This window comes from Streptomyces sp. CNQ329, assembly GCF_000482585.1.
Genome location: NZ_AXVU01000001.1, coordinates 60300 through 84690, shown reverse-complemented (window position 1 = coordinate 84690; position 24391 = coordinate 60300). Strand labels below are relative to the sequence as shown.

General features: G+C 72.2%; 21 protein-coding genes. 4 read left to right on the top strand and 17 right to left on the bottom strand.

Annotated features, from left to right (window positions below; translation table 11 throughout):
- Positions 1 to 102 precede the first annotated feature (102 nt).
- Positions 103 to 1389: a histidine--tRNA ligase gene (gene hisS, locus I003_RS0100425; RefSeq protein ID WP_027769655.1), complete on the bottom strand. Its 1287-nt coding sequence runs from the start codon at positions 1387 to 1389 to the stop codon at positions 103 to 105.
- Positions 1386 to 2105, bottom strand: a complete 720-nt coding sequence (locus tag I003_RS0100420) for an MBL fold metallo-hydrolase (protein WP_027769654.1) — start codon at positions 2103 to 2105, stop codon at positions 1386 to 1388. The genes hisS and I003_RS0100420 overlap by 4 nt, the downstream gene beginning before the upstream one ends.
- Positions 2106 to 2297: 192 nt before the next feature.
- Here I003_RS0100420 and I003_RS0100415 point away from each other — a divergent pair, with 192 nt between their 5' ends.
- Together I003_RS0100415 and I003_RS0100410 are read left to right on the top strand one after the other, a co-directional pair.
- Entirely contained in the window at positions 2298 to 3152 is an 855-nt protein-coding gene (locus tag I003_RS0100415) for a peptidylprolyl isomerase (protein ID WP_027769653.1), read from the top strand.
- A 230-nt stretch (positions 3153 to 3382) separates the two neighbouring features.
- Entirely contained in the window at positions 3383 to 4612 is a 1230-nt protein-coding gene (locus tag I003_RS0100410; RefSeq protein ID WP_027769652.1) for a DUF349 domain-containing protein, read from the top strand.
- Between the two features lie 87 nt (positions 4613 to 4699).
- On the opposite strand, the gene I003_RS0100405 is transcribed toward I003_RS0100410, so the two are convergent.
- The 15 genes from I003_RS0100405 to pgsA all read right to left on the bottom strand — a co-directional run bounded on the left by I003_RS0100405 (position 4700) and on the right by pgsA (position 20167).
- Positions 4700 to 7195: a RelA/SpoT family protein gene (locus tag I003_RS0100405; RefSeq protein ID WP_027769651.1), complete on the bottom strand. Its 2496-nt coding sequence runs from the start codon at positions 7193 to 7195 to the stop codon at positions 4700 to 4702.
- Positions 7196 to 7342: 147 nt separating this feature from the next.
- Positions 7343 to 7891, bottom strand: a complete 549-nt coding sequence (locus I003_RS0100400) for an adenine phosphoribosyltransferase (protein WP_027769650.1) — start codon at positions 7889 to 7891, stop codon at positions 7343 to 7345.
- Positions 7888 to 9090 carry a protein translocase subunit SecF gene (gene secF / locus I003_RS0100395; protein ID WP_027769649.1) on the bottom strand — a complete coding sequence of 401 codons (1203 nt, stop codon included), beginning with the start codon at positions 9088 to 9090 and terminating at the stop codon, positions 7888 to 7890. Before secF ends, I003_RS0100400 begins: the two co-directional genes overlap by 4 nt.
- A gap of 1 nt (position 9091) precedes the next feature.
- Complete coding sequence (secD, locus tag I003_RS0100390) at positions 9092 to 10879, bottom strand: protein translocase subunit SecD (RefSeq protein ID WP_027769648.1); 1788 nt, start codon at positions 10877 to 10879, stop codon at positions 9092 to 9094.
- 159 nt (positions 10880 to 11038) lie between these two features.
- Complete coding sequence (gene yajC / locus I003_RS0100385; RefSeq protein ID WP_027769647.1) at positions 11039 to 11548, bottom strand: preprotein translocase subunit YajC; 510 nt, start codon at positions 11546 to 11548, stop codon at positions 11039 to 11041.
- 242 nt (positions 11549 to 11790) lie between these two features.
- Positions 11791 to 12834, bottom strand: a complete 1044-nt coding sequence (ruvB, locus tag I003_RS0100380) for a Holliday junction branch migration DNA helicase RuvB (RefSeq protein ID WP_027769646.1) — start codon at positions 12832 to 12834, stop codon at positions 11791 to 11793.
- 70 nt (positions 12835 to 12904) lie between these two features.
- The gene (ruvA, locus tag I003_RS0100375; protein ID WP_027769645.1) at positions 12905 to 13528 is read right to left on the bottom strand and encodes a Holliday junction branch migration protein RuvA; all 624 of its coding nucleotides are present in this window, start codon (positions 13526 to 13528) and stop codon (positions 12905 to 12907) included.
- Complete coding sequence (gene ruvC, locus I003_RS31280; RefSeq protein ID WP_078563628.1) at positions 13525 to 14184, bottom strand: crossover junction endodeoxyribonuclease RuvC; 660 nt, start codon at positions 14182 to 14184, stop codon at positions 13525 to 13527. Before ruvC ends, ruvA begins: the two co-directional genes overlap by 4 nt.
- A gap of 121 nt (positions 14185 to 14305) precedes the next feature.
- Complete coding sequence (locus I003_RS0100365) at positions 14306 to 15058, bottom strand: YebC/PmpR family DNA-binding transcriptional regulator (RefSeq protein WP_027769644.1); 753 nt, start codon at positions 15056 to 15058, stop codon at positions 14306 to 14308.
- Between the two features lie 71 nt (positions 15059 to 15129).
- Complete coding sequence (gene pdxT / locus I003_RS0100360; protein ID WP_027769643.1) at positions 15130 to 15720, bottom strand: pyridoxal 5'-phosphate synthase glutaminase subunit PdxT; 591 nt, start codon at positions 15718 to 15720, stop codon at positions 15130 to 15132.
- An 11-nt stretch (positions 15721 to 15731) separates the two neighbouring features.
- Positions 15732 to 16652, bottom strand: coding sequence for a pyridoxal 5'-phosphate synthase lyase subunit PdxS (gene pdxS, locus I003_RS0100355; RefSeq protein WP_027769642.1), 921 nt, complete (start codon positions 16650 to 16652; stop codon positions 15732 to 15734).
- A gap of 183 nt (positions 16653 to 16835) precedes the next feature.
- Positions 16836 to 17390, bottom strand: a complete 555-nt coding sequence (locus tag I003_RS0100350; RefSeq protein ID WP_027769641.1) for a membrane protein — start codon at positions 17388 to 17390, stop codon at positions 16836 to 16838.
- A 1-nt stretch (position 17391) separates the two neighbouring features.
- The gene (locus I003_RS0100345; protein ID WP_027769640.1) at positions 17392 to 18564 is read right to left on the bottom strand and encodes a glycosyltransferase family 4 protein; all 1173 of its coding nucleotides are present in this window, start codon (positions 18562 to 18564) and stop codon (positions 17392 to 17394) included.
- Positions 18561 to 19427 (bottom strand): phosphatidylinositol mannoside acyltransferase, encoded by an 867-nt coding sequence (locus I003_RS0100340; protein WP_037719852.1) that lies wholly within the window; start codon positions 19425 to 19427, stop codon positions 18561 to 18563. Before I003_RS0100340 ends, I003_RS0100345 begins: the two co-directional genes overlap by 4 nt.
- Positions 19428 to 19447: 20 nt before the next feature.
- On the bottom strand, positions 19448 to 20167 hold the full coding sequence (gene pgsA, locus I003_RS0100335; protein ID WP_027769638.1) for a phosphatidylinositol phosphate synthase: 720 nt from the start codon (positions 20165 to 20167) through the stop codon (positions 19448 to 19450).
- 252 nt (positions 20168 to 20419) lie between these two features.
- Here pgsA and I003_RS0100330 point away from each other — a divergent pair, with 252 nt between their 5' ends.
- Both I003_RS0100330 and I003_RS0100325 read left to right on the top strand, forming a co-directional pair.
- On the top strand, positions 20420 to 22618 hold the full coding sequence (locus I003_RS0100330) for an elongation factor G-like protein EF-G2 (RefSeq protein WP_027769637.1): 2199 nt from the start codon (positions 20420 to 20422) through the stop codon (positions 22616 to 22618).
- A gap of 141 nt (positions 22619 to 22759) precedes the next feature.
- Positions 22760 to 24373, top strand: coding sequence for a hypothetical protein (locus tag I003_RS0100325; protein WP_078563658.1), 1614 nt, complete (start codon positions 22760 to 22762; stop codon positions 24371 to 24373).
- Positions 24374 to 24391 lie beyond the last annotated feature (18 nt).

Below are 24391 nucleotides of genomic sequence, written 5' to 3'. Positions count from 1 at the left end.
ATCAGCCGGTGACCCGCCGGCCATCCACCGGCAGGGGTCAACGATGCCCGACCGTGCATTCGACCGGCGCAAATCCACCCGTCACCGGGCCCCCCGCAGGGGTCAGGCCAGCAGCTTCCGCAGCTCGCCGACCACGGCCGCGAGCTCCACCGCCCGCTGCTCGCCGCTGCCGAGGTCCTTGAGCTGCACGACGCCCTCGTCGAGGTCCCGCTCCCCCGCCACCAGCGCGTAGCGGGCGCCGGAGCGGTCGGCGGACTTCATCGCGTTCTTCAGCCCCTTGCCGCCGAACGCGAAGTCCGCCGCGACCCCGGCCCGGCGCAGCTCCGTGACCACCCCGAAGAGCGTCCTGCGGGCCCGCTCCCCGAGCGCCGCGGCGTACACGTCGGTGGTCGCGGGCAGATCCAGCTCCACGCCCTCGGCCTGCAGCGCCAGCACCGTGCGGTCCACGCCCAGCGCCCAGCCCACCGACGGCAGCGCGGGGCCGCCGATCATCTCCGACAGCCCGTCGTAGCGGCCGCCGCCGCCGATGGCGGACTGGGCGCCGAGGCCGTCGTGGACGAACTCGAAGGTGGTGCGCGTGTAGTAGTCGAGGCCCCGGACCAGCCGGGGGTCGTCCTCGTACGCGACGCCGGCGGCGGTCAGCAGCTCGCGGACCTGCTCGTGGTACGCCTTGCACGCCTCGCACAGGTGGTCGCGCATCAGCGGTGCGTCGTCGAGCTGGGCCCGGACCTCCGGGCGCTTGTCGTCGAGCACCCGCAGCGGGTTGATCTCGATCCGCTCGCGGGTCGGCTCGTCGAGGTCGAGGCCGCGCAGGAAATCCTGCAGCGCGGCGCGGTACACCGGCCGGCACTCCTGGTCGCCCAGGGAGTTGAGCAGCAGCCGGAAGCCCGTCAGCCCCAGCGCGCGGTAGCCGTCGACGGCCAGGACGATCAACTCGGCGTCCAGCGCGGGGTCCTCGGCGCCGATGGCCTCGGCACCGACCTGGGAGAAGTGCCGGTAGCGGCCCTTCTGCGGGCGCTCGTAGCGGTAGTACGAGCCGGAGTACCAGAGCTTGACCGGCAGGTTGCCCTGCTTGTGCAGGTTGCTCTCCAGCGCCGCGCGCAACACCGAGGCGGTGCCCTCGGGGCGCAGCGCCAGCTCGTCGCCGCCCTTGGTGGTGAGGGTGTACATCTCCTTGGTCACGATGTCGGTGGACTCCCCGACGCCGCGGGCGAAGAGCCGCACGTCCTCGAAGCCGGGGGTCTCGACGTAGCCGTAGCCGGCGCGGCGTACGGGCGCGGCGAACGCCTCGCGGACGGCGAGGTAGGCCGCGGAGCGCGGCGGGATCAGGTCGTAGGTGCCCTTGGGGGCCTTGAAGGCCGGTGAAGTGCTCACGGAGAGTGTCGTCACATTCGTCGTTGGTGGCGGAGCGGGGCGGTCGGGCCGCCCGCCCGGCCGGCGGCCAGCTCCTGCAGGAAGGGGTTGCCGGCGCGCTCGCGTCCGATGGTCGTCTGGGGGCCGTGCCCGGGGAGCACCACGGTCGAGTCGTCGAGCGGCAGGCACACGCGGGCCAGCGACTCCAGGATCTCGGCGCCGTCGCCGCCGGGCAGGTCGGTGCGTCCGATGGAGCCGGCGAAGAGCAGGTCGCCCGAGAAGAGGACCTGCGGCACATCCGGCTGCTCGGGCAGCCGGAAGGTCACCGACCCCTTGGTATGGCCGGGCGCGTGCGCGACGCTGAGGCTCAGCCCCGCCAGCTCCAGCTCGGCGCCGTCGGCCAGCTCGGCCACGTCGTCGGGCTCCCCCACGGTCAGGTCGCCGAGCAGCGGCGCCCCGACGGCCATGCCGAGGGCCTTCTCCGGCTCGGCGAGCATGTACCGGTCGGCGGGGTGGATCCAGGCGGGCACGCCGTGGGCGCCGCAGACGGGGATCACCGAGGCGACGTGGTCCAGGTGCCCGTGGGTGAGCACGACCGCGACCGGCTTGAGCCGGTGCTTGGCGACGGCCTCCGCGACGCCGTCCGCCGCCCGGTGCCCGGGATCCACGATCACGCATTCCTCCCCGGCGGCCGGGGCGAGGAGGTAACAGTTGGTGCCCCATGCGCCCGCGGGGAACCCGGCAATGAGCACGATCGTCCTTCACCTGTCGGATGTCGTCGGATGTGTCCGCCGCCGGGAGCCGCGCGGCCCGCGGCGGCCCCGGAATTGCGGCCGTTCCGAGACTACCGGCGCTCCTCATCCGGCAGCGAATCGATATACGGTACGGCACACGGAATTCCGGTCCACGAACGCGTGTGGCAGCGACTCGAGGGAGATTACGCGGTGGTCAGCAGGGACCAGCGGAGGCGGCAGCTCGCCCGGGAAAAGTACGAGCGGCAGCAGCGCAGGCGCGCCGACCGCAGAAAGCACAACCGGAAGCTCGCGGCGATCATCACCGCCCCGCTGGTGGTGGTGATCACCGCCGTCGGGGTCCTGGCCGTCACCGGCTTCGGGTCGGACGACGACGACAAGAAGAAGGACGACGCCGCGGCGCCCAGCGCGAGCCCGGAGAAGGCCCACGACCCGTGCGGCAAGCCGGAGGACGGCAAGCCGTCGAAGAAGACGTGGAAGAAGGAGCCGAAGCTCGACATCGACGAATCGGCGACCTACACGATGACGCTGGCGACCACCTGTGGCGACATCGGCATCGAGATGGACGCGGGCAAGGCGCCGCACACGGTGAACAACATGCGCTTCCTCGCCGGTGAGGGCTACTTCGACCACAGCCCGTGCCACCGGCTGACCGGCGAGGAGTCCGGCATCTTCGTGCTGCAGTGCGGCGACCCGGGCGGCACCGGCCAGGGCGGCCCCGGGTACACGATCCCGGACGAGAACCTCAAGGACAAGGCGGTCAAGGGAGGGACGTACCCCGCGGGCACCGTGGCGATGGCCAACACCGGCCAGAAGGACTCCGGCGGCAGCCAGTTCTTCCTCGTCTACGAGGACAGCCCGCTGCCCCCGAACTACACGCCGTTCGGCCGGCTCACCGACGAGGGCACGGCCACGGTCAAGACCATCGCCGAGGCCGGCGCGCAGCCGCAGGACCCGCAGACCGGCAACACCGCGCCCAACGCGACGGTGGTCATCGACAAGGCGACCGTCACCGAGGGCACGAAGGAACAGGAGACCGACCGCTGAGCCACGGCCGGGGCCGCGTCGTTACGGGATTGGTCTCGCGCGGGATGCGGACAGCCGGCCCGCCGTTCGCCTATGTTGGCGTTGTGCAGGTGCGGGGGTGCCGGCGGCAGTCGCTTTCGCCCGCCGCCGGATCGGCCGGATCCGGTACCCCATCCCCTTTCCGGCCGCAGACAACTGTGGAAGACGCCACCGGACTGCCGGGTCCGCGGGGCGTCATGTGAGGAGGCGCTGTGAGCAGCGACCCATGGGGCCGGGTCGACGAGACGGGCACCGTGTACGTGCGTACCCCCGACGGCGAGCGAGTCGTCGGCTCCTGGCAGGCGGGCTCGGCGGAAGAGGCGCTCGCCTACTTCAAGCGCAAGTACGAGGGTCTGGTCGTGGAGATCGGCCTTCTCGAGCGCCGGGTGCAGACCACCGACCTGTCCACCAAGGACGCCACCACCGCCATCGAGCACCTGCGCGCGCAGGTCTCGGAGGCGCATGCGGTCGGCGATCTGGAGGCGCTGACGGCGCGGCTCGACCGGCTGGTGGAGGCCGTGGAAGCCCGCCAGGAGGAGCGCAAGGCGGCCAAGGCCAGGCACCAGCAGGAGGTGCGTGAGTCCAAGGAGGCGGTGGTCGCCGAGGCCGAGGAGCTGGCGCAGAGCGAGCAGTGGCGCGCGGCGGGCGAGCGGCTGCGCGAGCTGGTGGAGACCTGGAAGAGTCTGCCGCGGCTGGACCGCAGGAGCGACGACGAGCTGTGGCACCGCTTCAGCCACGCGCGCTCGGCGTTCTCCAAGCGCCGCAAGGCGCACTTCGCCTCGCTCGACGCCCAGCGCGAGGAGGCCAGGCGGCGCAAGGAGAAGCTGGTGGAGGAGGCGGAGGCGCTCTCCGGCTCCCGTGAGTGGGGGCCGACGGCCGCCCGCTACCGCGAGTTGATGGCCGACTGGAAGGCCGCGGGCCGCGCCCAGCGCGACCAGGAGGAGGACCTGTGGGCCCGCTTCCGCGGCGCGCAGGACGTCTTCTTCCAGGCCCGCAGCGAGGTCTTCGCCGAGCGTGACAGCGAGCAGCGCGAGAACCTGACGCGCAAGGAGGAGTTGGTCGCGGAGGCGGAGAAGCTGCTGCCGGTCACCGACCTCAAGGCCGCCAGGAGCGCCTTCCGCTCGATCAACGAGCGGTGGGAGGCCATCGGGCACGTACCGCGGGACGCCCGGGCGAAGATCGAGGCCCGGATGCACGCGGTGGAGCGCTCCATCGGCGAGGCGGAGGAGGCCGAGTGGCGCCGTACGAACCCGGAGGCGCGGGCGCGCGCCGAAGGGCTCACGGGGCAGTTGCAGGACGCCGTCGACAAGCTTCACCGGCAGATCGAGCAGGCCCGTGCGCAGGGCAATACCGCCAAGGCGGACAAGCTGGCCCGTGAGCTGGAGGGCCGGCAAGCACTGCTCGACCAGGCGCTCAAGGGGCTGCGGGAGTTCGGCGGCTGAGGCCGGGGAGCAGCACGTACGTGAGGAGGGCCCCGCCGGACGGCGGGGCCCTCCTCACGTACGACCTGGGCGGTGGCGACGGGGCGTTCAGTTGTTCCGGGCGGAGGTGACGCGGTACACGTCGTAGACGCCCTCCACCTTCCGCACCGCCTTCAGCACGTGTCCCAGGTGCTTCGGATCGCCCATCTCGAAGGTGAAGCGCGAGGTGGCGACGCGGTCACGGGAGGTCTGCACGGCCGCGGACAGGATGTTCACATGCTGGTCGGAGAGCACCCTGGTGACGTCCGAGAGCAGCCGGGAGCGGTCCAGCGCCTCCACCTGGATGGCGACGAGGAAGACCGACGACTGCGTCGGCGCCCACTCCACCTCGATGATCCGCTCGGGCTGCTGCGACAGCGACTCGACGTTGACGCAGTCGGCGCGGTGCACGGAGACGCCCTTGCCGCGGGTGACGAAGCCGATGATCGGGTCTCCGGGCACCGGCGTGCAGCAGCGGGAGAGCTTCACCCACACGTCGTCGACGCCCTTGACGATCACGCCGGGGTCGTTGGCCGCACGGCGCTTGCGGGTGCCGGGCAGCGGCGGGGCGCTCTCCTCGATGTCCTCGGTGGCCGCCTCCTCGCCGCCGAGCGCCTGGACCAGCTTCTGCACCACGTTCTGCGCGGAGACGTGCCCCTCGCCGATCGCCGCGTAGAGCGCGGAGATGTCGGGGTAGCGCATCTCGTGCGCGATGGTGACCAGCGAGTCGCCGGTGAGGATGCGCTGGATCGGCAGGTTCTGCTTGCGCATCGCCCGCGCGATGGCGTCCTTGCCGTGCTCGATGGCCTCGTCCCGGCGCTCCTTGGAGAACCAGGCGCGGATCTTGTTGCGCGCGCGGGGCGACTTGACGAAGTTCAGCCAGTCCCGGGAGGGGCCGGCGCCGGCCGCCTTGGAGGTGAAGACCTCGACGGTGTCGCCGTTGTCGAGGGCGGATTCCAGCGGTACGAGCCGGCCGCCGACCCGCGCTCCTATGGTCTTGTGCCCGACCTCGGTGTGCACCGCGTACGCGAAGTCGACGGGGGTGGCCCCGGCGGGCAGGGCGATCACGTCGCCCTTGGGCGTGAAGACGAAGACCTCGTTGCGGGAGAGGTCGAAGCGCAGCGCGTCCAGGAACTCGCCGGGGTCCTCGGTCTCTTTCTGCCAGTCGATGAGCTGCCGCAGCCAGGCCATGTCGTTGACCTGCTCGGACTTGCCGCCCTTGCGGGCGCCCGAGCCCTGCTGGCGGGCGGCGGCGCCGGTGGCCTCCTGCTTGTACTTCCAGTGCGCTGCGATGCCGTACTCGGCGCGGCGGTGCATGTCGAACGTGCGGATCTGCAGTTCGACAGGCTTGCCCTCGGGGCCGATGACCGTCGTGTGCAGCGACTGGTACATGTTGAACTTGGGCATCGCGATGTAGTCCTTGAACCGTCCGGGGACGGGGTTCCACCGCGCGTGGATGGTGCCCAGCGCCGCGTAGCAGTCGCGGACCGAGTCGACGAGGACGCGGATGCCCACCAGGTCGTAGATCTCGGCGAAGTCGCGGCCGCGCACGATCATCTTCTGGTACACGCTGTAGTAGTGCTTGGGACGGCCGGTGACGGTCGCCTTGATCCGGGCGCTGCGCAGGTCCTGCTGCACCTCGTCGATGACGACGGCCAGGTACTCGTCCCGCTTCGGGGCGCGCTCGGCGACCAGACGGACGATCTCGTCGTACATCTTCGGGTAGAGGATCGCGAAGGCGAGGTCCTCCAGCTCCCACTTGATGGTGTTCATGCCCAGCCGGTGGGCCAGCGGCGCGTAGATCTCCAGCGTCTCGCGGGCCTTCTGCTCCTGCTTCTCGCGGCGCAGGTAGCGCATCGTGCGCATGTTGTGCAGCCGGTCGGCGAGTTTGATCACCAGGACCCGGGGGTCCTTGGCCATGGCGACGACCATCTTGCGCACGGTCTCCGCCTGCGCGGCCTCGCCGAACTTGACCTTGTCCAGCTTGGTGACGCCGTCCACCAGCAGGGTCACCTGGTCACCGAAGTCGCGGCGCAGGTCCTCGAGCCCGTACTCGGTGTCCTCGACCGTGTCGTGCAGCAGCCCGGCCATCAGCGTGGCCGGGTCCATGCCCAGCTCGGCCAGGATCGTGGTGACGGCCAGGGGGTGGGTGATGTAGGGATCGCCGCTCTTGCGCTTCTGGCCGCGGTGCCAGCGCTCGGCGACCTGGTAGGCGCGCTCTATCTGGCGCAGCGTGGCGGTGTCGGCCTTCGGGTCGTTGCCGCGCACTATCCGCAGCAGCGGCTCCAGCACCGGGTTGTACGGGCTCTGCCGCTGCACGCCGAGGCGCGCCAGCCGGGCCCGCACCCGGCTCGGCGAGGCACCGCGGCCGGCCTGCCCGCCGCCGTGCCCGGAGGCGGGCTCGACGCGCGCGGAGGTGGCCGGCTGCGTCCGCCCTTCCGGCGGCGCGGCACGGCGTCCGGAGCCGTTCTCCGCCGCCCGTGCGGGCAGCGGTCGGTCCCCCGCGCCGGGCTGCCGCTGCTTCTCGGGCGGCGCGGCGGTGGACCGATGAGCCTCGTCTGGCAAGAGCACTCCTTGACGGTGGACGGCCCACGGGGAGAGATCCCCGGAACTGCCATGGTATCTGCCGTCACGCCCTCACCACCCGGCAACCGTCTGCCCAGGCCCCCGACCGGGCAGAACGCCGGCCGGTGACGCCCGGACGGCCCGGGCTCAGACGGTGACGAGTGCCTCCAGCGGAGCGCCGCCGAGCACCTGCTCGACGCGCGCCCTGCCGGCCAGGAAACCCAGCTCCAGCAGTACGGCGAGGCCGGTGACGGTGCCGCCGGCCCGCCGGATGAGCTGCACCGACGCCTCCGCGGTGCCGCCGGTGGCCAGCACGTCGTCGATGACGAGGACGCGGTCGCCGGGCTTGAGGGCGTCGGCGTGTATCTCGATCTCCGCCGTGCCGTACTCCAGGTCGTACGCCTGCCCGAGGGTGGCGCCGGGGAGCTTGCCCGCCTTGCGTACGGGCACGAAGCCGATCCCCGCGCGCACCGCGACCGGCGCGCCCAGGATGAAGCCGCGCGCCTCCAGGCCGACGACCTTCTGCGCGCCCTGCTCCCGGCAGACCTCGGTCAGGGCGTCCGTGAGCACCGAGAACGCCTTCGCGTCGGCCAGCAGCGGCGTGATGTCCTTGAACATCACGCCGGGCTGCGGATAGTCCGGCACGTCCTGGATCCGGCTGAGCAACAGCTCCCTGGTCCCGTCGGGCACACTCACCGGCGCTTGCCTCCCGACCGGCCGCCGCGGCTGCCGGAGGGCCGGCCCCGGCCGCGCTGCCGGGACACCGGCTGCTGCCGGCGGCCCTCCGCGCGCGGGGGACCGACGACGCCCTGGGCGGCGGGCTCGGGGGCGCGGGGGTCATCCTCGGGCTCGTCGTCCGCGACGGGCGCCGCTGCGGCCCCGTCCTCGCGCCGGCCCGGCCCCTTCTCGCCGCGGGCGGCGGCACGGGCGTCGGCGGCACGCCGGGCGGCCACCCGCTTGTTGTGGGCCTGTATGGCCGGGTCGCGCTCCTTGAAGTCGACCACCAGCGGGGTGGCGATGAAGATCGAGGAGTACGCACCGGCCGCGAGGCCGACGAACAGCGACAGCGCGATGTCGTTGAGCATGCCGCCGCCGAGCACGCCGCCGCCGATGAAGAGCAGGCCGGCGACCGGCAGCAGGGCCACGACGGAGGTGTTGATGGAACGGACGAGCGTGCCGTTGAGGCTGCGGTTGGCCGCCTCGCGGTAGGTGAAGCCCGTCTGTTTGGTGATGCCCTTCGTGCTCTCCTTGAGGCCGTCGAAGACCACCACCGTGTCGTACAGCGAGTAACCGAGGATGGTCAGCAGACCGATGACCGTACCCGGGGTGACTTCGAAGCCGACGATCGTGTAGACGCCGACCGTGATCGTCAGGTCGTGGATCAGCGCGACCAGCGCCGAGAGCGCCATGCGCCACTCGAAGGCGATGGCGAGGTAGATCACCACGAGGACCATGAAGATCGCCAGGCCCTGCCACGCCTTGTTCGCGATCTGCTCGCCCCAGCTCGGGCCGACGAGCTGGTCGTTGATGTCCGCCGCGTCGACGTTCAGCTCCTCGGCGAGGGCCGACTTGACCTTGTCGGACTGCTGCGTCTCGATGCTGCTGACCTGGATGCGGAGCTTTCCGCTGCCCAGCTCCTGGACGATCGCCTGGTGTCCCGAGGTCTCCTCGGCGATCTCCTGGGCCTGCGAGACCGAGGTCTCGGTCTTCGGGGTGGTGAAGACCGCACCGCCCTCGAACTCGATGCCCATGTTCAGCCCGCGGACGAAGAAGCCGGCGATCGCGATGATCGTGATGAGGATGGAGACCCCGTACCAGAGGAACCGCTTGGCGACGAAGTCGTAGCCGGCCTCACCGCGGTAGAGACGGGCGCCGAGGGTGCCGAGGCGCGACATCTCAGACCTCCTTCGGGTTGACGGGACCGGCGGGGCGCGGGCGCCCGCGCAGCGGTGGCCTGGCTCCCAGACGTTTGGGATCGAGCCCGGACCAGGAATGACCGCTGGCGAAGAACCGCTTGCGGGCCAGGAGGGTCATCACCGGCTTGGTGAAGAGGAAGACCACGACCACGTCGAGGAGCGTGGTCAGGCCCAGCGTGAAGGCGAAGCCCTGCACCTTGCCGACGGTGACGGCGAAGAGCACGGCCGCGGCGAGGAACGACACGAAGTCGGAGACCAGGATGGTGCGCCGGGCCCGCGGCCAGCCTCGCTCGACCGAGGGACGCAGGGTGCGCCCCTCGCGGATCTCGTCGCGGATGCGCTCGAAGTAGACGATGAACGAGTCCGCCGTGATGCCGATCGCCACGATCGCGCCGCAGACCGCCGGAAGGTTCAGCGCGAAGCCGATGCCGGGGCCGAGCAGGGCCATGATCGTGTAGGTGAGGGCGGCGGAGACCATGAGGCTGACGACGGCCACCAGGGCCAGCCCGCGGTAGTACCCGACGAGGTAGACGATCACCAGTGCCAGCCCGATGGCGCCGGCGATGAGACCGGCTTCGAGCTGCTCGTTGCCGAGGGCCGGCGAGACCGTGGTGACCTCGGACTCCTCGAAGGACAGCGGCAGCGCACCGTAGGACAGGACGTTGGCCAGCTCCTCGGCCGACTCCTGGTTGAAGCTGCCGGAGATCTGCGCCCGGCCGCCGGTGATCGACTCGTCGACGGACGGTGCGGAGACGACCTCGCCGTCGAGCTCGATGGCGAACTGGTTGTTCGGCGGCGCCTGGCCGGCCAGGGTGCCGGTGACGTCGGCGAACTTGTCGGAGCCCTTGTCGTTGAACTCGAGCTGCACGATCCAGCCGGAGCCCTGCTGCGCGTCGTACGTGGCGGAGGCGTCGTCGACGTCGGTGCCCTCGACCTCGGCCGGGCCGAGCGCGTACTTGTAGGCGCCGTCGCTGTCACAGGCGACGACGGTGTCGGTCGGCTTGGCGTTCTCGCCGACCTTGGTGCGCTCCTCGACGTTCGAGCAGTCCAGCGCGTCCAGCTTCTTCTGCACGTCGGCGGGGACCTGGCCCGTGGGCGCCTGCTCGGCGGGCGGCTCCTGCGACTCCGACGGGCTGGGCGAGTCGTCGGCCTGGGCGAGGCCCTCGGACAGGGCCCGGCCCTGTTCGGTGGCGTCGTCGCTCGGGCTCGCGTCACCGCTCGGGCTCGCGTCGTCGCCGGCCTTGTCGTCCGCCTTGTCGCCGGCGGACTCGGACGAGGACGGCGAGGTCGAGGCGTCGTCGCCCTTGTCCTTGTCCTTGTCCCCGGACTCCGAGGGGCTCGGCGCCGGGGTGGCCTCGTTCACCTCGTACGTCAGCACGGGGCGGAAGAAGAGCCGCGCGGTGGTGCCCACCTGCTCGCGCGCCGACTTCTGGTCGGTGCCCTTGGGAATGTTGACGATAATGTGCCGGTCGCCCTGTGTCTGGACCTCCGCCTCCTGCACACCGAGGCCGTTGACGCGGCGCTCGATGATGTTGACGGCGGTATCCATGTTGGTGGAGTTGATCGCGTTCTCGCTGCCCGGCTGGGACTTGGCCTCCAGCGTGATGCTGGTGCCGCCGGCGAGGTCGATGCCCAGGCGCGGGGTGGTGTGCCCGGAAAGGAACATTCCACCGGTGAGCGCGGCGATCGCGGTCAGGATCAGCAGCAGGGGGCGCCAGGGCCTGCCGTGAGATCCCTGGGACCTGCGGCCCGTCTTGGGTGCTGCCACCTTCTCGATTCTCCTGTCCAGACAGCGCGCGGCGGGGCTCGTCGCGCGGTCACGAAGTGTAGCCCCGCGGTGCCGCGAGGCGAAAAGTGACCATCCCCCGTTTTCCGCGGCCGGCGGCGCCTCCGCACACGGTGCGGGGCCGCCGCCGAAGGGCCGCGGTCACTTCGCGGCGGAGCCGCCGTTCTTCTTGTCTTCCTCGTCGGAGGCGTCCGCCGCCTCCGTGGCCTGCGCGTCGTCCCCGGCGTCGTCGGCCGCGTCCTTCTTGTCGAGGTCGATCGTGTCCGGCGTCTCCCGGCCGTCCTCGTCCGCGTCGTCGTCACCGTCGGCGGACCCGGTGAGGGAGGAGACGTCGTCGGGAGCGGTGATCTCCTCGTCGTCGAACTCCGGAGCGCCGTGCACGATGCGGTTGTATTCGGCGTCGTCCAGGACGGCGCCGATGGAGTTCTTCGCGTAGATCGCGTGCACTCCGGGGGCCACCTCCAGAAGGAGGGTGTCCTCGTGGACCTCCTTGACCGTGGCGTACATGCCGCCGATGGTCCGCACGCCGCTGCCCGGCTGCAACTGGTCCCGCATGTTCATCATCTGGCGCTGCTTGTTCTTTGCCGAGCGGGTCATCAGGAACATCGCCCCGATGAGCACGATGAACGGCAAGAGAATCGTGATATCCACGGTGTCCGGGTTTCCTTCGTAGGACCGCGCTCGCCGCGGCCTCGTTCTGGGGGGCGGGGGTACCCTCCGGTTCCGGAAGGCGTCGGCGGAGTCTAAGCGAGTTCCGCCGTGTGAACAACGCCCAGCATGTCACCCGGGTTCCGTAACCGGCGACTCCCCGCTCCGCCGCCGTCCGCGCCCGGGGCACGGGCGCCGCCGGCCCGTTCCCCTCCGGCGGCGGTCGCGGCGGGCGCCGCGGGCCGTCAGAAGGCGGTCTGCTGCATGCCGCCGCCGGGCTGCGGGGGCGTGAGGCCCAGGTGGGCCCAGGCCGCCGGGGTGGCGACCCGGCCGCGGGGGGTACGGGCCAGCAGCCCTTCGCGTACGAGGAAGGGCTCGGCGACCTCCTCGACGGTCTCCCGCTCCTCCCCCACCGCCACGGCCAGCGTGGACAGTCCCACGGGGCCGCCGGAGAAGAGCTTGAGCAGGGCGCCGAGAACGGCGCGGTCGAGGCGGTCGAGGCCGCGGTCGTCGACCTCGTAGACCTCCAGGCCGCGGGCGGCGATCTCGCGCGTGATCACGCCGTCGGCCTTGACCTGGGCGTAGTCGCGCACGCGGCGCAGCAGGCGGTTCGCGATGCGGGGGGTGCCGCGGGAGCGGCCCGCGATCTCGGCGGCGCCGGCGGCGTCCACAGCGACGTCGAGCAGGTCGGCGGAGCGGTGCAGGACGCGCTCCAGCTCGGCCGGTGAGTAGAACTCCATGTGCCCGGTGAACCCGAAGCGGTCGCGCAGCGGCGGGGGCAGCAGCCCGGCCCGGGTGGTGGCGCCGACGAGGGTGAACGGGGGCAGCTCCAGCGGGATGGCGGTGGCGCCGGGGCCCTTGCCGACGATGACGTCGACGCGCAGGTCCTCCATCGCCATGTAGAGCATCTCCTCGGCGGGCCGGGACATCCGGTGCAGCTCGTCGAGGAAGAGCACCTCGCCCTCCTGGAGCGAGGAGAGGATGGCGGCCAGGTCACCGGCGTGCTGGATGGCGGGGCCCGAGGTGATGCGGATCGGCGCGGCCATCTCGGCGGCGACGATCATCGCCAGCGTCGTCTTGCCGAGGCCGGGGGCGCCGGAGAGCAGCACGTGGTCGGCGGCGCCGCCGCGCTGGCGGGCGGCGCGCAGTACCAGGTCGAGCTGCTCGCGCACGCGCTCCTGGCCGACGAACTCGGCGAGGTCCTTGGGGCGCAGTGCGGTCTCCACCGCCCGGTCGTCGGCGTCGGCGGCCGAGTCCACCAGCCGCGGGTCGGCGTCCTCCCAGGTCATCGTGGATCCGTCCGTCGTGGTTCGGGTGCCGGTGCGGCTGGCCGTACGGGCCGGGGGCGGGGCGGCGCCGTCATCGGGCGCGGTTCAGGGTCTGCAGGGCGGCGCGCAGCAACTGCGGCAGCGGCGGGGGCGCGGCACCGTTCCCCTCCGCCTGCGGGGCGACGGCGCTGACGGCCTCGTCGGCCTCGCGCGGCGCGTACCCCAGGCCCGTGAGGGCGGCGTGCAACTGCTCGCGCCAGCCGGCGGCCGGGGCGGCGCCCGCCTGCCTGCCGGCGAGGCCGCTGCTGCCCAGCGGCTCGCCGAGCCGGTCCTTCAGCTCCAGCAGCAGCTTCTGGGCGCCCTTCTTGCCGATGCCGGGGACAGCGGTCAGCGCCTTCTCGTCGCCGGTGGAGACGGCGAGGCGGAGCGCGTCGGGGCGGTGCACGGCGAGCATGGCCTGCGCCAGTCGCGGGCCGACTCCGCTGGCGGTCTGCAGCAGCTCGAAGACCTGGCGCTCGTCGTCGTCGGCGAACCCGTACAGGGTGAGGGAGTCCTCCCGGACGACCAGGGAGGTGGCCAGCCGGGCTTGCTCGCCCACGCGCAGGCCGGACAGGGTGTCGGGCGTGCACTGCACGGCCATGCCGATGCCGCCGACCTCGATGACCGCGGCGTCGGGGGCGAGGGCGGCGACCGGGCCGCTGACGAAGGCGATCATGCGGGGTCTCTCCGGATCTCGTGGTCCCGGTGCTCCGGGCGGTCCTGGGCCGCGCGGCCGGCGCGCGGGGCGCCCCGGCCGGCCGGGCGTGCGTCGCGTCGCACGCCGGGCGCGGAACCGCGGGCGGACGTGCCCGCGCGCGCGGGCGCGTCCGCGGCTCGCGCGCGCAGCAGGCGCTCCTGGGCGGGAGCCCGCCACAGGTGGCAGATGGCCAGCGCGAGCGCGTCGGCGGCGTCGGCCGGCTTCGGCGGGGCGTCGAGCCGCAGCAGCCTGGTGACCATGGCGCCGACCTGCGCCTTGCCGGCGCGGCCGGAGCCGGTGACGGCGGCCTTGACCTCGCTCGGGGTGTGCAGGGCGACGGGCAGGCCGCGGCGGGCGGCGCAGAGGATGGCGACGGCGCTGGCCTGGGCGGTGCCCATGACGGTACGCACGTTGTGCTGGCTGAAGACGCGCTCGACGGCGACGGCGTCCGGCCCGTGGGCGTCGAGCCACTCCTCGACGCCACGCTCGATGAGCAGCAGCCGCTCGGCGGTCGGTGCCTCGGAAGGGGTCCGCACGACGCCGACGGCGACCATGCGCAGCGTCCGGCCCGGCGCCCCGTCCACGACGCCCACGCCGCAGCGTGTCAGCCCCGGGTCGACTCCGAGCACCCGCACCGGCCGCCCCCTCTCGTCTGCCCGCGTACGTGTGTGCAGGCTACCGGCCGGCACTGACACCGCGGCCGAAGGGCCCGCCGGATGCCGACATCCCGCGGGCCCCTCACGGCGTGCGTACGGCTCAGGCGGAAGCCTTCTCCATGACCTCGTCGGAGACGTCGAAGTTGGCGAAGACGTTCTGCACGTCGTCGCTGTCCTCCAGGGCGTCGATGAGCCGGAAGATCTTGCGGGCGCCCTCCTCGTCCAGCTCCACCTGCATGGTGGGGACGAAGTTCGCCTCGGCCGAGTCGTAGTCGATCCCGGCGTCCTGCAGCGCGGTGCGGACCGCGACCATGTCGCCGGCCTCGCTGAGCACCTCGAAGGACTCGCCCAGGTCGTTGACCTCCTCGGCACCGGCGTCCAGCACCGCGGCCAGCACGTCGTCCTCGCTCAGCCCGGCCTTGGGGACGATCACCACGCCCTTGCGGTTGAAGAGGTACGACACAGAGCCGGGATCGGCCATGGAGCCGCCGTTGCGGGTCATGGCGACGCGGACGTCGGAGGCGGCGCGGTTGCGGTTGTCCGTCAGGCACTCGATGAGGACCGCCACGCCGTTGGGCCCGTAGCCCTCGTACATGATCGTCTCGTACTCGGAGCCGCCCGCCTCAAGACCGGCACCGCGCTTGACCGCGCTGTCGATGTTCTTGTTCGGGACGGACTGCTTCTTGGCCTTCTGGATCGCGTCGAACAGCGTGGGATTTCCGTCCGGGTCAGGTCCCCCCTGCCGCGCCGCGACCTCGACGTTCTTGATCAGCTTGGCGAAGAGCTTTCCTCGCTTGGCATCGATCACGGCCTTCTTGTGCTTGGTGGTTGCCCACTTAGAGTGGCCGGACACAGCCCCGCTCCATTCCGCGTTCCGCGCATTCGACTAACCGGCAACGAACGCGTCGATCCTACCGGTGCCCGTCAGCCCTCCCGGCGCACCATATCCGCGAAGAGGGCGTGCACGCGGTGGTCGCCGGTGAGTTCGGGATGGAACGACGTCGCCAGCAGCGGACCCTGCCGGACGGCGACGGGGTGCCCGCCGACCTCCGCCAGCCGCTCCACCCCGGCACCGGTGGACTCCACCCACGGCGCCCGGATGAAGACACCGTGCACCGGGCCGCCGGGGACACCGGCGACCTCCAGCGGCACCTCGAACGACTCGTTCTGCCGGCCGAAGGCGTTGCGCCGCACGATCATGTCGATGCCGCCGACGGTCTCCTGGCCGGAGCGCGGATCGAGGATCTTGTCGGCCAGCATGATCATGCCGGCGCAGGAGCCGTATGCGGGCATGCCCGCCCGGACCCGCTCACGCAGCGGCTCCAGCAGCCCGAAGGCGACGGCGAGCTTGGACATCGTGGTGGACTCGCCGCCCGGGATGACCAGGCCGGACACCGCCGCCAGCTCCGCCGGCCGGCGCACCGGCACAGCGTCGGCGCCGGCCGCGGCGAGGGCGGCCAGATGCTCGCGTACGTCGCCCTGGAGGGCGAGCACGCCGACGGCGGGGGTGTCCATGGGAATCGTCCTCACCAGCCCCGGCCGGCGTAGCGCTCGGAGTCGTCCAGGGTGTCGAGGTTGATGCCGACCATGGCCTCGCCGAGGTTGCGGGAGGCGTCCGCGACGACCTTCGGGTCGTCGTAGAAGGTGGTGGCCTTGACGATGGCGGAGGCGCGCTTGGCCGGGTCGCCGGACTTGAAGATCCCGGAGCCGACGAAGACGCCCTCGGCGCCGAGCTGGCGCATCAGCGCGGCGTCGGCGGGGGTGGCGACACCGCCGGCGGAGAAGAGTACGACGGGCAGCTTGCCGAGCCGCGCCACCTCGGCCACCAGCTCGTACGGGGCGCGCAGCTCCTTGGCCGCGGCGTACAGCTCGTGGTTGTCCAGGCCGCGCAGGGCCCCGATCTCGTTCTTGATCTGGCGCAGGTGGCGGACGGCCTCCACGACGTTCCCGGTGCCCGCCTCGCCCTTGGAGCGGATCATGGCCGCGCCCTCGGCGATCCGGCGCAGTGCCTCGCCCAGGTTGGTGGCGCCGCAGACGAAGGGGGTGGTGAAGGCCCACTTGTCGGAGTGGTTGACCTCGTCGGCCGGGGTGAGCACCTCGGACTCGTCGATGTAGTCGACGCCGAGCGCCTGGAGGATCTGGGCCTCGACGAAGTGGCCGATGCGGGACTTGGCCATCACGGGGATGGAGACGGCCTCGATGATGCCCTCGATCATGTCGGGGTCCGACATGCGCGCCACGCCGCCGTCCTTGCGGATGTCGGCGGGCACCCGCTCCAGGGCCATCACCGCGACGGCGCCCGCGTCCTCGGCGATCTTCGCCTGCTCGGGCGTGACGACGTCCATGATCACGCCGCCCTTGAGCTGCTCGGCCATGCCGCGCTTGACGCGTGCGGTGCCGGTCTCGGGAGCCGACGGCTGGGGGGCGGAGCTGGGCGTGCTGGACACGGTGGAACCTCGCTCGGTGATGTGGGTGCGGTGTGGGTGTCGGGTGGCGTACGGTGCGCCGCTTCTATCGTAAGCACGTTCGGACGAAGGGCCCGAATGAGCGCCACGGTCAAGGAAACCCCAGGCGGGAGGGGTCGGGAAAGAGCCAATCGGCAAGCTGTGGCCGCCGAGCCGCCCGCGGGGTCAGCCCGCCGGGGCGCGGTCGGTCAGCGCCGGCGGCGGCTCGTCGTCCATCTCGACCGCGAGCGGGAACGGCGCGTGCCCCGCCAGCCGGAACCAGCGCACCTTGCGGTGCCGGCGCAGCGCCCGCGCCGCCCGCACCGCGTCGTTGTGGAAACGCCGCGCCATCGGCACCCGCCGCGCGGCCTCCGCCAGCTCGTGGACGGCCTCGTCGCCGCCCGGCGCCCCGCGTACCGCCTCCACCTGCTCCGGGGCCTCGAACACCGCCCGCAGCGCCTGGCTCAGCTCGCTCTCGGCGACCTCGCGATGGTCCTCCTCCGCCTGCCGGGCGGCGTGCGCGGCCTCGTAGAGCACGATCGAGGCGGCCGGGTCGAGCACTCCGCTGGTCGCCAGCTCCTGCGCCACCGAGGCGCGCCGCAGCAACTGGGCGTCGAGGGCCGCCTTGGCGGCGTCGATCCGGGTGTGCAGCCGGTCGAGCCGTCCGGCGGTCCAGCTCAGGTAGACGCCGATCAGGCAGAGCGCCACCAGGACGAGCAGCACGGTCAGAGCGCTCGACACCTCACGCCTCCCGGTCGCGGGCGGGGCCGAAGCGGGCCGCCCAGCGGCCGGCGCGCTCGTCCTCCGCCACCGACGCGGCGCCCTGGGTCACCGTCTCGTAGACCGCCAGAATGTCCGCGCCGACCGTCGACCAGTCGAAGCGCTGGACGTGCCGGCGGCCCCGCTCGCGCAGCCCGGCCCGGCGGGCGTCGTCCAGCAGCAGCTCCGCCGCCCGCTCGGCCAGGTCCCCGGCGTTCTCGCGCGCGAAGACCTCGCCCGCCGTGCCGCCGTCCAGCACCTGCACGAACGCGTCGATGTCGGAGGCCAGCACCGGCGCACCCGCCGACATCGCCTCGACGAGGATGATGCCGAACGACTCGCCTCCGGTGTTCGGCGCGACGTACAGGTCGACGCTGCGCAGCAGCCGCGCCTTGTCCTCGTCGCTGACCATCCCCAGGAACTCCACCCGGTCGCGCACCCCGGGCGGCAGCATCCCCGCGACCTCCGCACGGTCACCGCGCCCGGCGACCAGCAGGCGCGCGTCGGGCACGCGCCGGAGGATCCGCGGGAACGCCTCCATCAGCACCGGAAGCCCCTTGCGCGGCTCGTCGATCCGGCCGATGAAGCCCAGTGTGCGGCCCTGCCACTCGGCCTTCGGCTCGGCCCCGGCGAAGAAGGAGACGTCGACGCCGTTGGGGATGACGACGGCGTCGCCGCCCAGGTGCTCCACCAGGGTGCGGCGCGCGTACTCGCTGACGGCCACGCGGGCGCTGATCTTCTCCAGCGCCGACTGCAGGATCGGGTACGCGGCGATCATGCCGCGGGAGCGCGGGCTGGACATGTGGAACGTGGCCACGATCGGCCCCTTCGCCGCCCAGCAGGCCAGCAGGGCGAGCGACGGCGCGGCCGGCTCGTGGATGTGCAGCACGTCGAAGTCGCCGTCGCGCACCCAGCGGCGTACCCGGGCGGCGGACAGGAAGCCGAAGTTGATGCGCGCCACGGACCCGTTGTACGGCACGGGGACGGCGCGCCCGGCCCAGACGACGTACTCCGGCAGCGGGGTGTCGTCGTCCGCGGGCGCGAGGACGGAGACCTCGTGGCCGGCGGCGCGCAGGTGCTCCGCCAGGTCCCGGACGTGGAACTGCACACCGCCGGGCGCCTCCCACGAGTACGGGCAGACGATCCCGACCCTCACCGCGACTCCAGGTCCGCCGGCCAGAAGCGCTGGAGCATGTGCCAGTCCTCCGGGTGCGCGGCGATGCCGGCGGCGAAGTCGTCGGCCATGGCCTGCGTCATGGCGGCGGTCTTCTCCGCACGGGTGCCGGTCCCGGGCACCTCGACGGGCGGATGCACCCTGCCCTGCAGGACGGGCGAGTCGTCGTACCAGAGCGTGACGGGCAGCAGCAGCGCGCCGGTCTGCTGGGCGAGCAGCGCGGGGCCCGCCGGCATCCGGGCGGCGGAGCCGAAGAAATCGACCTCGACGCCGGTGGCCGACAGATCGCGGTCGGCCACCAGGCAGACCAGTCCGCCGTCGCGCAGCCGCCGGGCGAGGGTGCCGAAGGCGCTCGCGCCCCCGTGCGCCAGCACCTCCATGCCCAGGCTCTCGCGGTACGCGACGAAGCGGTCGTACAGCGACTCAGGCTTCAGCCGCTCCTGGACGGTGGTGAAAGGCACCCCGAGCCTGGTGGTGACCCACGCGCCGGCGAGGTCCCAGTTGCCCATGTGCGGCAGCGCGAGGATCACGCCGGTGTCGCCGGCGAGGCCGTCCTCCAGCCGGTGTACGTCCGCGGGGTCGAAGCCCTCCCGGATGCGCTGCCTGCTCCAGGCGGGCAGCCGGAAGGACTCCATCCAGTAGCGCATGTACGAGCGCATGCCGGCCCGGGTGAGTGCGTCCAGTTCCCCGGGCCCGGCGTCCGGGACCACGCGGGCGAGGTTCGACCTCAGCCGCCGCACGCCCTTGCCGCCGCGGCGCCAGGCGGTGTCCGCGATGCGCCTGCCGAGGGCGGCGGCGCCGGGTTCGGGGAGCCGTTTCACGGCTGCCCAGCCCAGGCCGTACATCCCGTCGGTCAGGCGTTCCTTCACGCGTGCTCCTGGTCCGCGGACGCGGCCTCGGGCTCCTTGCGCGGGGCGCCGCCGCGGGGCGCGGGCGGCGGCAGCGGATCGGCGGCGTCCTTCTCGGCGGCCTCCCGGTGCACCGTCACCATCCGCTGGCAGAGCGTGACGGCGCTGCCCGCGGCGACAGCCCACAGGGCGACGGGGAGCAGGAGGTCGATGTGCGGGATGCCGAAGGTGCGCTCCATACCCGCGAAGCCGGCGAGCACGAGGGTGATCACCAGCCTGTCGGCGCGCTCCATCAGGCCGTTGACCTTGACCGGCAGCCCGATGCTCTCGCCGCGTGCCTTGGTGTACGACACGACCTGGCCGCCGGCCAGGCAGAAGATCGCCACCGCGCACAGCATGAGGTCGTCGCCGTCACCCGCGTACCAGAGCGCGATGCCGCCGAAGACGGCGGAGTCCGCCGCCCGGTCGAGCGTCGAGTCCAGGAACGCGCCCCAGCGGCTGGAACGGCCGGACTGGCGGGCCATGGTGCCGTCGATCAGGTCGGAGAAGACGAAGAGGGTGATGATCACCGTGCCCCAGAAGAACTCCCCCCGCGGGAAGAAGGCCAAGGCACCCGCCATCACCCCGAGGGTGCCCACGAAGGTGACGGTGTCGGGGCTCACGCCACGACGCAGCAGCATCGCGGCGATCGGTGCGAAGACACGCGTGAAGATCGCACGCGCGTACTTGTTCAGCATGGCCGTCCCAGGGTCGCCGGTCGGCGGGCCCCCACGGCTGGCCGGGGGACTCGTCGGTGGAAGTCGCTCAACGTAGCGCAGCCATCGTAGCCAGCGCCCGGGTGGGGCCGCTCAGGCCGTATGCCGGTGACCTGCCGGGCCCGTACGCACATCCGCGGCGGGCCCGTTTCCGAACCCGTCCGTGCTATGGACGGGGTCTGACCGCGGTGCAAAGCTCGAATGCACCGCACGTGTCAGACGGAGGCGAGACACATGGGTGACAAGGCAAACGCACACCCCGGGGCCGCCGGCAGGGCAGCGGCGGCCGCCCGGCCCTCCGACATTCGGAACGTGGTGCTGGTCGGCCATAGCGGATCCGGTAAGACGACGCTGGTGGAGGCGCTGGCGCTGACCACGAAGGCGCTCACCCGGGCCGGCCGGGTCGAGGACGGCGGCTGCGTATCCGACTACGACGAGATCGAGCAGCGCCAGCAGCGCTCGGTGCAGCTCTCGCTGGTCCCGGTCACATGGGACGGCATCAAGATCAATCTGCTGGACACCCCCGGCTACGCGGATTTCGTCGGGGAGCTACGGGCCGGTCTGCGAGCGGCGGACGCGGCCCTTTTCGTCGTCTCGGCCGCCGACGGCGTGGACGGCGCGACCCGGATGCTCTGGGAGGAATGCGCGTCGGTCGGGATGCCCCGGGCGATCGTCGTCACCCACCTGGACGCGGCCAGAGCCGACTTCGACCAGATGACCGAGACCTGCCGGGAGGCCTTCGGCGGCGACGACCCCGACGCCGTGCTCCCGCTGTACCTGCCGCTGCTCGGCGCACCGGCGGCGGACGGCCACGCGCCCGTACACGGGCTGATCGGCCTGCTCACGCAGCGTGTCTTCGACTACACCTCCGGCGCACGTGAGGAAAGACCGCCGCACCCGGACGAACTGCCGCTGATCGAGGAGGCGCGCAACCGGCTCATCGAGGGCATCATCTCCGAGAGCGAGGACGAGTCCCTCATGGAGCGCTATCTCGGCGGCGAGGACGTCGAGGTCAAGACGCTCGTGCAGGATCTGGAGAAGGCCGTCGCGCGCGGGGTGTTCCATCCCGTGCTGGCCGCCGCGCCCGCCCCGGACGGCGGCACGCAGGGGCTGGGCACGGTCGAGCTGCTGGAGCTGATCACCGGCGGCTTCCCCACCCCGCCGGAGCGGCGGATCCCCGACGTGACCACCGTACGCGGCGAGCAGCGCGCCGGGCTGGCCTGCGATCCGTCCGGGCCGCTGGCCGCCGAGGTGGTCAGGACGTCCTCGGACCCCTACATCGGCCGGCTGTCGCTGCTGCGCGTCTTCTCCGGCACCCTGCGCCCCGACCAGACGGTGCACGTCTCGGGGCACGGCATGGAGGACCGCGGGCACGAGGACCACGACACCGACGAGCGGATCGGCTCGCTGACCGCCCCGTTCGGCAAGCTCCAGCGCCCGCTGGACGCGGCCATCGCGGGCGACATCGCCTGCGTCGGCAAGCTGAACGGCGCGGAGACCGGCGACACCGTCTCGGCCAAGGACGAGCCGCTGCTGATGGCGCCGTGGCTGATGCCCGACCCGCTGCTCCCGGTGGCCATCGAGGCGCACACCAAGCAGGACGAGGACAAGCTGTCGCAGGGTCTGGCGCGGCTGTGCGCGGAGGATCCGACGATGCGGCTGGAACAGAACGCCGACACGCGCCAGTTGGTGCTGTGGTGTCTGGGCGAGGCGCACCGCGACGTGGCGCTGGAGCGGCTGCGCACGCGCTACGGCGTGCAGGTCGACTCGGTGGACCACAAGGTGTCGCTGCGCGAGACGTTCTCGGGCCGCGCGACGGCGCGCGGGCGGCACGTCAAGCAGTCCGGCGGCCACGGGCAGTACGCCATCTGCGAGATCGAGGTCGAGCCGCTGCCGGAGGGCTCGGGTATCGAGTTCGTGGACAAGGTGGTCGGCGGCGCGGTGCCGCGGCAGTTCATCCCGTCGGTGGAGAAGGGCGTACGCGGCCAGGCGGCCAGGGGCGTCGCCACCGGCTATCCGCTGGTCGACGTGCGGGTGACGCTCGTCGACGGCAAGGCGCACTCGGTGGACTCCTCCGACGCCGCGTTCCAGACGGCGGGCGCGCTGGCGCTGCGGGAGGCCGCGGCCCAGGTGCAGATCCATCTGCTGGAGCCGGTCGCCGAGGTCGGCGTGCTGGTCGCGGACGACTACGTCGGCCCGGTGATGAGCGATCTGTCCGGGCGGCGCGGCCGCGTGGTCGGCACCGAGCAGGCGGTCGGCGGCCGGACGCTGGTACGCGCGGAGGTGCCGGAGTTCGAGATCGGCAGGTACGCGGTGGATCTGCGCTCCCTGTCGCACGGCACCGGCCGTTTCGACCGCTCGTACGCCCGTCACGAGCCGATGCCGCAGCAGTTGGCGGCGAAGATCCGTGATCGGCAGGCCCGTGAAGGTTGACCGCGGCTAGGCTGGGGCACATTGGTGGTCGGGCCCGCTTGCCCGCGGGCCTGGCCCCATCACCGGGGCGGACGCGCGGCGTTGGGGGCGGCAGTGGCAGGTTCTGAGGGGCTGGAGTTCGACTTCGCCCCGCGCGCACAGGTGCCGCTCTCGGGTGCCCACGGCCAGACGGCCGCGACGCACGCGCTCGCCTCCACGGCGTACCGCGACAGCCCGGTCACCAAGCTCCTCGACGCGAACAACGACTGGAGCAAGTCGGACTTCAAGAAGGGCCGGCTCTCGCTCTTCGAGCCGAACCTGGGCGAGGCGTTCGCGCGCGCGGTCACGGTGCGCATGCTGGCCGACGGCCGCAAGCCGCTCATCCAGTCGTTCGGTACGGAGCCCCAGGCGGTGCTGGAGCACTGCCTGGCGGCCAACCGCTACCGCAAAGAGCGCGATACCCGGCTGACCGTGGTGATGGCCGTCTTCGGGCTGCTGTTCCTGCCCGGGGTGCTGCTCTGGCTCGGTGTCTTCCAGCTCCGCCGGACCCTGGCGGGTGCGGCGGACAAGCGCGTCGGCGCGGTGGGATACGTGCTGCTGGGGATCGTCGGCCTCGCCGCCGTCTACCTGTTCCTCACCCTGCCGCTGAATGGCCTGCTCAACATCTATCTGCGCGGCGTGCTGATCGCGCCGGTCATAGGCTGGTTCTGGGCGAACCGGATCTGCGAGAACTATGCCAAGGGCCTGCGTGAGCACTGGACCGCGCTGCTGTCCGGCGGCGGCCTCGGCGCCAAGATCCCCGAGGCGGTGCCGAGCAACCCCGGTGAGGCCAGCGCGGAGCGGCTGCGGCTGGGCCTGGCGAAGCTGTCGGCGGAGCAGCACAGCAACGTCGTCTTCTACGCGGGCCCCAAGGGGATACTCGGCATGGGCACCCGCTGGGGCGCCTGGCACCTGGCGGAAGACCTCAAGCCGAAGGAGTCCGGCGGGGAGATCCACCCGTTCCGAAGCTGGGACGTCGTCAAGGCGGTCCACGACCAACTGCGCATGCTGGAGCGCACCCCGCTGCACACCGGCGGCTTCCCCGCACCCGCGATAAAGCACTGGATCGTCGCGCCGATAGGCGAGGGCGCGGGCGAGGTCGCCCGGCCCGGCGGGGCGATCGTCGACGGCTATTCCGTGCGGGACTTCGAGGTCCAGCGGATCTGCAACGAGCAGCAGTTCGGCGCGGGCAACCGGCACTACCTCGGGGTGCAGTTCACGCTCTGGGACGGCCAGTTGGTCATCACGCTGCTGGTCTCCGTGACCGTGCTGCACCAGACGCTGCGCATCGAGGTCACGGGGCACGCGCTGGGCCCGGTGCATCCGTTGTTCACCAGCAAGCCCAGCCGCGAGACGAAGACCGTGAGCGGCATGAAGTTCTGGGAGACCAAGGAGAAGCCGCTGCCCCTGGTCCGTACCCGCGAGGTGGTGCGGCTGGCGGCGCGGGCACCGTTCACCTGGTATCCGCCGCTCCTCGACTACCTCGGCGGCAAGCTGAAGCTCCCCGAGCCCTTCGGGCTGCGGCATGTGTGGGCCGACAAGCCGTGGCGGCACCGCTTCATGGCGGACGACGCGCTGCGCGCGGCGACGCCGGTGCTGCGGGTGGTGCACCAGGCGGCGCTGAAGGTGCTGGAGGAGCACAACGTGGACACCACGAGCTTCGGCGCCCGGTCGATGGTGCTCAGCGGGATGGTGCAGGGCGCGGAGCCGCGGCGGGCGGACGTCTACGACGGCTGACGGCCCGCGGGCCGGCGG